This is a genomic window from Paenibacillus sp. FSL R5-0517, from assembly GCF_037974355.1.
GTDB lineage: Bacteria > Bacillota > Bacilli > Paenibacillales > Paenibacillaceae > Paenibacillus.
Map to the genome: position 1 here is coordinate 395,094 of NZ_CP150235.1, position 12,348 is coordinate 407,441.

The window sequence follows — 12,348 nt, forward strand, 5'->3', positions numbered from 1 at the left end:
AAGGATAGATAGTCTATCTGAGCGAAGGGAGCTGGATTCATGAGTAAACTGAAGCGCAAGCTGTTAATTACGGGAGCTGCCGGAGTCATTGGTCGCAGTCTGTTGGAGGGGCTGAAAGCCAAGGGTACGTATGATATCGTTGCAGCGGATCTGCGTGAGGATGAGGAAGCTGGCATTGTAGCCATGGATGTGACAGATGGAGAACACCTGAAAGAACTGATGAAAGGGGTTCACACGGTTCTGCACATTGCATGGGCTAAGGATGAGGAAGATTTTCTGGGCAAAGTTCTACCGATCAACGTAACCGGGGCCTACCATGTGTATGAAGCAGCACGGTTGAACGGTGTTCAGCGAGTGATCTTTGCAAGTTCCAATCATGCGACAGGATTCTATCCTACAGGTGAGGATATTGAAGTGGATGATCCGTACCGACCGGACAGCTTCTACGGACTTAGCAAATGTTATATTGAACTGCTGGGACGTTATTATGTCGACAAATATGATCTGTCCTCCTTCAATATTCGGATTGGAAACTTCTCTGGTGATACATACCCGCACTCGCAGCGCTCGGCTCATATTTGGATCTCACCAAGAGACATGGTTCAGCTCGCTGAATGCTGTATTGAAGCGGATTCGGATATGAAGTATTTGAATCTGTATGGAACCTCGGCGAATACGGATAACTATTATGATATTGGCTATCTGGCTCAGAAGATTGGATACATTCCACAGGATGATGCGGCCGAGCTGTGGGAAGAGGCAAAACTTAGGGGCGTACCTGATAAACAGGATGAGACCGCCTTTCAGGGCGGAGGCCATGTGGAGAAGGAACCGAAGGATTCTTAAGAAGGCCACACTTTGTGATGAAAACGCTATTTTCTATTGTAGCCGAAAGGGATAAAATGGAGACTGAGGTGTTCAGTGTTTCCATTTTGCACAAGAGGAAGGAACGATTTCAATCATGAGTACAAGTCCATCCGTTATATTGTTTCAGGGAGACTCGATTACAGATGGGGGAAGATCACGCAATGATGATCCGAATCATTTTCTCGGACACGGATATGCGTATCTGATCTCCAGCAAACTGGGTATGGAACTGGCGGGCAAACATAAGACCTTCTATAACAGAGGCATCAGTGGGGATCGGGCATCTGATCTGTACGCACGCTGGAATGAGGATACCATTAGTCTAAAACCGGACCTGATCAGCATCCTGATTGGGGTGAATGATGCTTGGCGCACGATGAATGGTGAACCTAGCGGGGTAACGGATCGTTTCGGACGAGCATATCGCCATTTGCTCGAAGAAACACGGGAAGTGATGCCGGATACGGGGCTGGTATTGATGGAACCGTTTATCCTGAATACCGGAGCGACCGCGGAGAAATGGGATGCCTGGGAAGCGTATATCGGTCAATATCAGAAACTGGCTCAAGGTCTTGCTGAAGAATTCGGAGCGGTGTGGGTGCCATTGCAGCAGACGTTTAATGATGCTCTGAAGCATGCGGATGCAGCGTACTGGTTATGGGATGGCGTCCATCCAACCGCGGCAGGTCATGAGCTGATTGCACGCCAATGGTTGTCTGTTGTACAGAATTCTCCGCTTGCAATTGTGTAACAAACAACGGACAGTTGCGATATGGACAGCAGCATTAAAGGGTTTCAGGATTAGTTGAAGATATAAAATAGTTAAGAATATGAGATAGCTATCAAAAGCCTGTGTTGACAGGCAGAATGCAACGGAGAACCTGACGAGGGTTCTCCTTTTTTTTGGGTTTTGGAAGGAGAAGGGCATAACGCGGTGGAATGGATTCTAATGGATAATTCTTCAAAAGTGCTATCATATCCGGTAAAATGAAATCGATTACATTATAATATATAGGTATGACAATCCATTAACGAAGAGTGGTGAATCCAGTGGAAGATTCCATTCACGAAGTCGAAAATGAAAATATAAACCAACGTGGAAATGAGAGCAAAGCAGCAGGCTCCCTACGTGCCGACAGACTTCGAGAGCAGTTGCTCCGACCTGAATTGGCTACGTTATACACGGACTTGAAGGCTTATGGTGAACGCGCCTTGTTGGAACCCTTGCCCTCCTTGTCGTTCCGTCTATATCGCCAGTTCAGTGATACGGGTGAGCGGAAGGCTTATGAGCAGGCTTATTTCGATCGAAGGGGCAGGCTGGCTGCTGTGGCGATGCTCGCATTGGACACGGCGAGGCCGTATGCACTGCAAACGCTGGAGGAAATGTTGTGGGACGTGTGTGGCGAGTATACGTGGTGTTTGCCCGCACATCTGGGTACGGGAGAGGTCGATCAGGTGAATGGGAACATCGATCTGTTCGCCGCAGAGACAGTACATATGCTGGCAGAGATGGTGACCATTCACGCCGATCGGCTGGATCGTCTTGTCATAGAGCGGATCAGGTGTGAAGCAGAACGGCGAATCTTCGGCCCGCTTTACCGGGATCAGCAGAAGTTCCACTGGCAGACAGCGGATCACAATTGGTCGGCGGTCTGTGGTGGCTGCTGCGGCATGGCCGCATTGTTGCTGCTCAAGGATGAGTCCACAATAAGGGAATCAATCTCCCATACGGTCAGCTGTATGAACGCATTCCTGAGTGGTTATGGCGAGGATGGCGGCTGTGCTGAAGGCATTGGATATTGGGTATATGGATTCGGTTATTTCACCTATTATGCCGAGATGCTTCGTGAGTACAGTAAGGGCGAACTGGATCTGCTGACGGGTTCCAAAATCGCAGCCATCGCAGCCTTCCCGCTGCGAGTGCATCTGTCGGGCGGCACATTCGTGAACTATTCGGACAGTGCGGAGCAGGAAGAGATTCCTTCCGGATTACTCTCGCTGCTCGTGTCCCGGGTGGGGTTGCAGGTAGATCTACCGCTTCATATTCCACTGCTTACTGATGATCCCTGTCATCGCTGGGCACATCTAGTGCGGAACGTAATGTGGAGCAATCCGGCAGTATATGGTGATGAAGGAGCCTCTGGACAGGTTGAACGAGGATTTATTTTTCAAAATCTGGGCTGGATGGTTGCGAAGGGTGTGCTTGATTCTCCAGGTAACCAACGTTCCAGCGGCGCGCCCCTTCATGTGGCTGTTTCCGTTAAAGGCGGACATAACGATGAACCTCACAACCATAATGATCTGGGTCAGTTCATTATCCATTGCGGGGGTGAGAATATCCTGTGTGATCCGGGAGCAGGGTTGTATACCCAAGCGTATTTTGCACCAGGCAGAGAGCACCTGTTCCACATCTCGTCATCCGGGCATAACGTTCCGCTCATTGAAGGCCAGGAGCAAAGCTCGGGCCGGCAAGCGCAAGCCCATGTGTTAGAGGCAAGACTGGCAGCGGATAGCGGTGAGCTGAATACAACATTGGATCTGACATCCGCATACCCTGGAGCTGCTTCACTGGCTCGTTATACACGTCAATTTCATTGGAAGATGGCTTCTGAAGGTAGCGGGAGTGGGGCGGAATTGCGTCTAATTGACCGTTTTCAATGGAAGAGTAGGATGGTGCTTTCGACAGAACGATTCTCTTCGGTAGATGATTCAGATGCAGGATATTCGAGCGTAGTGGAGCGCTGGATGAGCAGAGTACAACCTGAGGTGGTGAAGAGCGGTAACCTTCGCTGGCAAGGTGTGCATGGAACGGTCCATATGGCGTATGATGCGAACCAGTGGCAGGTTTTTACGGAGGTTATGAACACAGTTGATCATGACAATGTTCCCGTCACATTCTATCGGACGTCACTATCATGGACAGGTGTGATTGATGAGACGGATGTTCGGACAGAATGCCCTAATTCGCTTGAAACGGTATGTGAGGTACGCTTCATCATTGAACCGAAAATGGGAGAAACCGAGGTGAGCATGTATGAGTGAATATACATCTGTGTCCACGTATCCATGGAAAGATGAACTCAAACGTTACCGGACGTTGGCAGAACAAGCGGGCCCCGCTCCGGCAGACGGCTGGAATCAGGATCGCAAACTGGAACTTGTGGAGAGTATTGTGCGCGCTTACACCCCGTATCAGGACAGCGATGGTGCAATCATCGATCCGTTCTCGGGTGTCGAGAGATATTACTCTACCCCAGCCTATGTGATGGCTGCGGCAGTCCTGGTTGATGCCGGACGTACAGATCTGCTTGATTCTGCCGCGGCGGCCCTGTCACAGAGCATTGATGCCGTGGTCAAACGTAGCGCACCTGACAATCACCCTGATTTTTTCCCGGTACTCATGATGAGAGCTTACATGTTGTTGAAGTCACATCTGCCTGAACAAGCCAAGATCTGGGCAGAGGCGCTCAAGACGATCCATCCTGAACAAGATTATGTATTTACGATGAGCAACATGAATAATCCCAATCGCATGATTAACTGGAACGCCATTATGATCTCTGGCGAATACCTGCGGTGGCATGAACAGTTGGCAAGTGAAGATACAGCGTGGATGGATCGTTATCTGGAAGCTTATCATCTGCCTCGATTTACGGCACTTGGTTTGTATCAGGATGGGCCGCTAGACCGTCCGAACTGTCCATTTTCCTATGATATTGCCACCCGTTATCATCTGGGCGTGATGCTTGAGGCGGGTTATGAGGGAGCCACTGCCAATAGGTTACGTGAGCAGCTGCGCCATGGTGCCTTCAGCTCGCTACTGACGCTCTCGCCGCTAGGTGAGATTCCACCGCGTGGTCGCAGCTCTCAGCACCAATGGAATGAAGCGGCCGCCGCTTATGTATGTTCTACACATGCAACGCAGGCTCTGGAGGCGGGAGATCCGGTGATGGCTGGTGCTTTTGCACGTGCGGCTAATCGGTGTTTTGCCGCTGTAGAGCGTTGGAAAATGGATGATGGGCGCCTGAAAATCGTGCGCAATGAATACGCGCCAGAAGATCGCCACGGGTATGAGATCTATACCAACCACACGTGTTACAACCTGTGGACAGCAGCAGCACTGGCCCACGCCTGTCTCAGTGATCCGGGAGACCAAGTGAGCCAGGTGTACCTTCCTTCCGAGGTGGGCAGCCGAGTGTTGCAGACCGATGGGTGGTTCGAAACCGTGATTGCATCCGTACCTGGTCAGCAACTGGTAGTACACACAGCGATGAATGATCCGTATACGATCCCTGGTTTGGTACGAATTCAGCAGACAGGGTTACCTGGTCTGATTGGTCCGTCCGCTGCCAGCCATGTGCAGGCCGGATTCACGGAATTTGCCGAAGGGGTGGTCCGTCCGCTCAGCTATTGTCCTGCCTGGAAGACACCAGATGGGGTATGGCATAGCCTTGCAGAGGGTATTCCATCGGGTGGTGCGTATGATCGGGATGTTGGATTAGACCCTGCTCAGGGAGGTGGGTCAATCGTGTATGAAAAAGTGGGCCAGGATACGTCGAATCAAGTAGAGGGACATTTGGCGGAAAGAGCTGCGGAAGAGGGGATAAACGCCTCAGAGAATTCTTTTGCTGTGACATGGGTTGGTCCCTTGCCTGGTGTTGAAACCTTGCGCACTCATTATGTGCAGCAGGCAGACTTGCTGACCATAACGTATGAATTCCAAGGGGAAATTGTGGCGGCAGGTGCACTCATTCCGTTGATGTTCCATGATGGTCGTGAACAGGCGGTGATTACCCATACGGATCAAAGTGTGCGCACTACGTATCGGGGGGCATATGTCGAATCTACAGCGCTGGATCAGGAAGCCATTATTCATCTGGAGGATCAGGTCGTGGCTTCCCGTAATGGGTTGCTGAAAGAAGCGCGGATTGAAGTGAACGGAGCACGTAGTCTGACCTTTACGGTCCGATTGGGTGAGGTTACACAGGAAGGCGTTTAGGTCGAGGATCATTAGATCTGAAACATCGCAAAACACTCGAAGCATAGTTAAACGTGTTATTCGTGGATGATTGGTGATATTTAGCTGATCGATATTGTAGTGACGGCATAAGACACTAGAGATAAGTTGAGATCGATCTGGAGCATCAAGCAGAGATGTCCGGTATTGAATCGGGGAGGGATATGTTTATGAACACATCAACGTCGGTAAAATGGCTGGAGGAAGCGTGGCAACAGGGAGCTGCCAAGACGATTCGGAATGCAAAGCGGATCAAGGATACATTTCCGCACATTGCCCCGCAAGGGACGTATGACCAGAATGATCCGGAATGGTGGACAGCAGGTTTCTGGCCTGGCCTGTTATGGTTGGTCTATGGGGATGCACCGGAAAGTGAAGCGGTCGCTCCGCTGCATCGCATTGCCGAAAGTTGTGAGCGGCAACTGGAAGGTTGTCTGCGTGATCCCGAATCGGTGGATCACGATCTGGGGTTCATCTGGCTGCTTACTGGCGTAGCCAACTACCGCCAGACGGGCAGCATGGATGGACGGCGGCGCGGCATGCTCGCCGCCAACCTGCTCGCTGCCCGGTTCCATGTGCGCGGTGAGTTCATCCGCGCCTGGAACTTCAGCTCGTCAGCAATGGATACGCGCGGCGTAGCCATCATTGACAGCATGATGAACTTGCCGCTGCTCTACTGGGCGTCCGAGCAGAGCGGCGATCCTCGCTTCCGCTGGCTGGCGGAAGCACATGCGGACACCGTGGCGCGCGAATTCATCCGCGCTGACGGGTCCATCTGCCACGTGGTGGAGTTCGATCCACACACGGGGCAGAAGCTGCGTGAGCATGGCGGACAGGGCCATGCTCCAGGTTCCGCCTGGGCGCGGGGCACCGCCTGGGCGCTGCACGGGTTTGCGCTGTCTTTCCGGTATACGGGCGAAGCCCGATATCTGGAGACAGCGGAGCGTGCGGCCGATTTCTTCCTCGCCATGCTTGGCGAAGAGATCGTGCCGGTGTGGGATTTCCGCGCACCTGCGGAGCATCAGGTGGCGTGGGACTCGTCCGCTGCGGCGATTGCCGCAAGCGGGCTTATAGAGCTGGCGAAGCTGTCGCCACGCGGGGAAACCTATGCCGCCGCGGGAGAGCGAATCGTCCGCGGCTTGCATGAGCACTATAGCTCCGGTGACTCGGCAGCGGAAGAAGGGCTGATCATGCAGGGAACGGTGCATTACCCAGAAGGGCGAGGGTTGAATGTGCCGATTATATACGGCGATTATTTCTATATGGAAGCACTGGCGAAGCTGCGTGGGCGTGAGGGGTTATTCTAAAAAGAGAAATGGAGAACTGAGAATGTTGTAATCCATCATCACCTGTCCGCATAAGGCTGTCTCCAGTACCAGGAACGCTATCCCTTCTATTGGAGACGGAGTATACCCAAGCTTGAGCTTTGAATAGACAATCGAGGTGAGCGGACAGGCGGATGGTGTACATAATCGAAGGAAAACAAATGAATATCTGGCGTATGAATATCTCATTCATACGGGTCCGGTTGGGGTGCAGAATTAGCTATGCTCTACTGAAAGAATCACTTTTCACTTCGAAGATGTGCGTCTCAGGATAACAAAGTCGGCAGATGATTGATCCGGATATCGCTGCGGAATAATCTCATGCACCTTGAAATCCGGGTAGTCGTAGAGATAATGGAACAGATTACGATCCTGGATGGTATCGACCCCGGGGGTGCCGTTTTCTTTCAAACGGGTGTAAAGCACCACCCATGCCGTTGAAGAGTGCAGAATATCATACAGGGTATTGCGAAAATCGGTTTCATCCGTGATGTGATATAACACATCCAGACAGACCGTCAGATCGGCTTGCAGAAAACCACGGTTAATCCACAGGCCTGGTGTATACAGCATGAAGCTCTTGGACGGATCTTTGGCAAACTGGGAAGCACAGCGTTTTATCGAAGAAGCGGCGACATCAACGCCCAGGTAGTCCTCATAATTCATGTATTGCAACTGGTTGCCATCCCCGCATCCAAACTCAATGACTCGATGAATACCTTCACGTTGAATCAGTCCATTCACGACTTCGGCCTTGAATTCAGCCAATACTCCGTATGAACCTCTCCCGGAAGTTTCACCTGAGCGATATGTTTTCTCCCAATACCCGATGTAATCAAAAGGTTGACGCATAGGTTTCCTCCAATTCTGTTAAAAGAAGTTCAAAACAGTCGATATACATAGGTTATGCACGTTAAACGCAGGTATGAACGGTTCAAACCGGAATAGAAGAAGAATTAATTTCCATAGAATTTCCTGAAAATTCCCTGAAAGTCTAAACATCTGGAAAGGAGTTGCCGACATTAAACATAAGGAAAAAAATGATGATAATCGGGGGGAAATGATGTTAAAGCCAAGATTGACCAAGTACATGGTGATGATGCTGGTGTTGATGCTGAGTATTTCCAACGTAGGCTTGGCCGCTGCGGCAGATAAAGAACTGTCCAAAATTGTGGTTTCCAAGAATGAGATGTCGCTCGAAGTTGGTGATTCCAGTTCCGTTACGGTAACAGGTGTGTATTCTGATAATACGTCGGCAAACGTAACGATCAGTTCATCCTGGAGTACCAGTGATACTTCGATAGCAACTGTATATAATGGCGCAATTACAGCCAAAAAAGAAGGTACAGCAACGATTACCGCAGCGTACCAGGGCCAGAGTCAGACCGTTCAAGTGAAAGTAACGAAGAAGGTCAAAGCCCTCTCGAAGAACGTACAAAGTCTGGACTTGCGTACGGGAGACACGAAAGAAATTATTTTGACAGCAACGTATAGTGATAATGAAACAAATAATACAGCAGCAAATACCGCAGAATGGTCCACCAGTGATGAGAAGGTTGCTACCGTTGTGAATGGTAAAGTAACTGGACAAAGCGCGGGTACAGCTGTAATCACAGCCAAAGTGGGCAGCCAAAGCGTGACGGTGGATGTTAACGTTGAAGTGGTTAAACGTGTAGATGTGGATAAACAGCAGGTTAACCTGTTGTTGAACAAAAGTGAAAGTGTGAAAGTGACGGCTACGTATCCGGATGGTACAACCAAAGATGTAACCGATCTGGCGGAGTGGACGTCCAGCAATGAGAAGGTTGCAGACGTTCTCAAAGGTGAAATTACAGGATACTCGGCAGGTTCTGCCAAGATTACAGCCAAATACGGTACGAAGTCCGTATCCGTTGATGTGGATGTGGATCTGACCAGCAAGCTGAGTGTGGTAAATCAAAGCATTTTCTTCCGTTTGAGCGAGACAACCAAAACGGCTAATATCGTTCTTACGGCTTCGTATCCAAATAGCAGCGACGTGAATGTAACGGATCAAGCGACTTGGACATCCAGCAACGAGAAAGTTGCTACGGTATTCAAGGGACAAGTTACAGCCATTAGTGCAGGTTCAACAACGATCAAGGCAACCTATAGTGGTAAAACTGTAGAAGTTGCTGTGGATGTTGATACGGCAAGATATCTGGATATCAAAGATGTAAATGACAAACTCGCCATGAGTGTTACGGGTGATAACAAGTCCAAGACATTGGTAGCCAATGCAGAGTATATTGATGGAAGCACAGAAGTGGTAACGTCCAAAGCAACGTGGACTTCAAGCAATGCCGATGTTGTATATGTATCGAATGGCGATCTGATCGCATACAAATCCGGTACTGCGACGATCACTGTAGCTTATGGCGGTAAAACAGCTAAATTTACAGTAAATGTTGACGTTCCGGACAAGTATGAAATGGATAAGAAAAAAGCATCAGTAGCTGTGGGTGGAACGACCAATGCCAAAGTGCTGGCGATGTACGGTGAGACATCCAAGGATGTATCCGAAGATGCAACCTGGAGCAGCAGCAGCGACAAAATCGCTGAGGTAGATAGCAAAGGGGTTATCACAGGTGTTGCTACAGGTAAAGCAACCATCACAGCGAAGATTGAAGGCAAAACACTGACCATGCCTGTTGAAGTAGGTATGGCTAGTGGACTGGAAGCCGATGTGAACTTTGTCGTATTGTCTGCCAAAGAAACACAGAACATCCTTCTGACAGGAACGGATGAGGACGGCAACACGCTGGATGTTACATCCGAAGCAACCTGGAAATCCAGTAACGCACGTGTAGCGGATGTGAAAAAAGGCGTGATCACGGGTAACAGCAGTGGTAAAGCCAACATCACAGCAGAATACGGCTCCAAAAAAGTGACGATCCAGGTTGAAGTGGATGTCATCTCACGTATTGAAGCTTCCGAACCGGCTCTGTCCCTGAAATCAGGCGATACAGCTGATCTGACGGTAACGGCTTTCTTGAGCGACGGTAGCGAGCGCGATGTTACGGACAAAGCGGAGTGGAAAACGAATAAGTACACTGTTGCTCAGGTGACTAAAGGTAAAGTCAAAGCTGCAGGTTCAGGTAAAGCTAAAATCACAGCCAAATACGGCAGTAAGTCTGTCACAATTGCCGTAGATGTGGATACACTAAAATATTTGCAGACGGATAAAGTAACGTTGACCATGAAACCTGGTGAAAAGGTAACTGTGGCGGCAACTGCAACGTATGCCGATGGCAGTGAGGCTAATGTGTCCAAACCGGCTCTCTGGAAATCTTCCCGTATTGCAACAGCATCGGTGAAAGATGGTGTCATTCAGGCGAACGGTAAAGGTAAAGCAACGATTACGGTGACATTTGCAGGTGTGAAAACGAAAGTAACCGTAGTGGTTGAAGCGAAGTAATTGTTTTTCCTAATGGGAGTATGAAACGCGCAATATAAAAAACGGTGACCCTGGCTTGATCGCTGGGGTCACCGTTTTTTGTCTATAAACTAGAGAGCTTGTCTTCAACTGGCTGAAAGCCGAAGTATACCTTATCGTGTCCCGAGCGGGCATGTGCCCTGCGTCCTGAATATGCGAGCAAGCGATGAAGACGCCGCAAAAGATGGACATGCCAAAACAGAGTTTTTTCACGTTTCACTAGGATTTTATCGATTCCAACATGATCCAGTGCATCGTCATGCCGCGTACGATTGAAACAGGGGATGTCTGCGTTAACGAATCTGAGACATCTTATTCAAGGAGTTGGAGCATTTGCAGAAATCTAAGGAATCTGAGACACGCTATATCGGAAAGAACAGTCATTTATATCGCTTTTCTCAGGAGATTTTGGTATATAGCGTGTCTGATGTTCCATACAATTTAAAAAGAGGATTATAAGAGTAAATAAAATGTCCTCGGTTCCTAAGAAAATGAAAATAGTCTCGCCATTAGGCAAAGTTACCCACTATGTTTTCTATAACTACATCGTATGGGACAGCACCAGTGCACCATAGGCAAAAGCGATCACGATTAGAATGGCTGGATGCAGCTTGGTCTTGGTCATGACCCAGAGCGAGATGCCGGCAATGATTAATGTCTGCCAGATGCCGATGGAGTCGGTGGATAGCTGCCCGAATTCCCATGTGAGCAGAATCATGAGTACAGCGATAACAGGCTGCACGAGTAAAGTCATACCTTTGACTTTCGGTGACGTGCGGTGTTTGTTCAATAGACGAAGTAATAAAATCAATGCGGTTGCGGAAGGCACGATTGTGGCAAAAGTTGCGATAAACGCCCCAAACCAGCCCGCCACGTGATACCCGACGAATGCAGCAATTTTGGTTGCAATCGGGCCGGGAAGGGCGTTACCAATCGCCAACACATCCCCGAATTGCTCTGTGGTCATCCAATGGTAATGGTTCACAATCTCTTCCTGCATTAGCGGAATGGACGCCGGGCCGCCCCCATATCCCAATATGTTTGCTACGAAAAATCCCCAAAATAATTCCCACCATGTCTGGAGCATCCTCAGGACACCCCCTTATCGGAATTGCCTTTGGATTTGAAGCGTTGGACCAGATCCAGATGGAAGACACCATATCCAAGGAAAACCGCGATCACAATCCCTGGATGGATGTTCAGCAGCTGTAACGATACAAAGGCAATCACCCCGAATAGGGCGGCAAAAACTTTGCCGAGCCCCTTCCAGGCCTTCATGGCAAATTCATAAGCCATCATGCCCAGCATGACAAAAATAACCGGTCGAACAGCGGCTACCATACCTGCAACCACTTTTGACTCGCGCAGCGCGTACATGGAACCGAGCAGAGCAATAATGGCAATGCTTGTCGGCAAAATATGAGCGAGTACGGACACAATCGCGCCCAGTACACCTTTGGTTTTATAGCCGAGATATGCGGCCATCTTGGTCGCGATGGGACCCGGCAAGGCGTTGGCGATAGCCAAAATCTCGCCGAACTCCTCATCACTGACCCATTTGTAACGTGTAACGGCTTCGTAACGGATCAACGGAATAACCGAAGGACCGCCGCCGTATCCGAGAATTCCGGTTCGTACCATTCCGATGACGAGACCGTTGTAATCTTTCCAACCCATGCTGATTT

The 12,348-nt window shown here is 49.7% G+C and carries 9 protein-coding genes; 6 read left to right on the forward strand and 3 right to left on the reverse strand.

Annotated elements, in window-relative coordinates:
• Window positions 1–48 precede the first annotated feature (48 nt).
• The 5 genes from MKX40_RS01905 (at window position 49) to MKX40_RS01925 (ending at window position 7,191) form a co-directional block, all read left to right on the forward strand.
• Window positions 49–846, forward strand: a complete 798-nt coding sequence (locus MKX40_RS01905; protein ID WP_339242877.1) for an NAD(P)-dependent oxidoreductase — start codon at window positions 49–51, stop codon at window positions 844–846.
• 115 nt (window positions 847–961) lie between these two features.
• Window positions 962–1,618, forward strand: a complete 657-nt coding sequence (locus MKX40_RS01910) for an SGNH/GDSL hydrolase family protein (RefSeq protein WP_339239179.1) — start codon at window positions 962–964, stop codon at window positions 1,616–1,618.
• Between the two features lie 299 nt (window positions 1,619–1,917).
• Window positions 1,918–3,909 (forward strand): heparinase II/III family protein, encoded by a 1,992-nt coding sequence (locus tag MKX40_RS01915; protein ID WP_339239180.1) that lies wholly within the window; start codon window positions 1,918–1,920, stop codon window positions 3,907–3,909.
• Window positions 3,902–5,866, forward strand: a complete 1,965-nt coding sequence (locus tag MKX40_RS01920) for a glycosyl hydrolase (RefSeq protein WP_339239181.1) — start codon at window positions 3,902–3,904, stop codon at window positions 5,864–5,866. Before MKX40_RS01915 ends, MKX40_RS01920 begins: the two co-directional genes overlap by 8 nt.
• Before the next feature lie 188 nt (window positions 5,867–6,054).
• Window positions 6,055–7,191, forward strand: coding sequence for a glycoside hydrolase family 88 protein (locus MKX40_RS01925; protein ID WP_339239182.1), 1,137 nt, complete (start codon window positions 6,055–6,057; stop codon window positions 7,189–7,191).
• A 264-nt stretch (window positions 7,192–7,455) separates the two neighbouring features.
• Here the strand turns inward: MKX40_RS01925 and MKX40_RS01930 are convergent, their stop codons facing one another.
• Window positions 7,456–8,061 carry a class I SAM-dependent methyltransferase gene (locus MKX40_RS01930; RefSeq protein WP_339239183.1) on the reverse strand — a complete coding sequence of 202 codons (606 nt, stop codon included), beginning with the start codon at window positions 8,059–8,061 and terminating at the stop codon, window positions 7,456–7,458.
• 211 nt (window positions 8,062–8,272) lie between these two features.
• On the opposite strand from MKX40_RS01930, the gene MKX40_RS01935 reads away from it, so the two are divergent.
• Complete coding sequence (locus tag MKX40_RS01935) at window positions 8,273–10,645, forward strand: Ig-like domain-containing protein (protein ID WP_339239184.1); 2,373 nt, start codon at window positions 8,273–8,275, stop codon at window positions 10,643–10,645.
• Between the two features lie 559 nt (window positions 10,646–11,204).
• Here the strand turns inward: MKX40_RS01935 and MKX40_RS01940 are convergent.
• Window positions 11,205–11,750 carry a chromate transporter gene (locus tag MKX40_RS01940; protein ID WP_339239185.1) on the reverse strand — a complete coding sequence of 182 codons (546 nt, stop codon included), beginning with the start codon at window positions 11,748–11,750 and terminating at the stop codon, window positions 11,205–11,207.
• 2 nt (window positions 11,751–11,752) lie between these two features.
• Entirely contained in the window at window positions 11,753–12,340 is a 588-nt protein-coding gene (locus tag MKX40_RS01945; protein ID WP_307540492.1) for a chromate transporter, read from the reverse strand.
• Window positions 12,341–12,348: the final 8 nt, after the last annotated feature.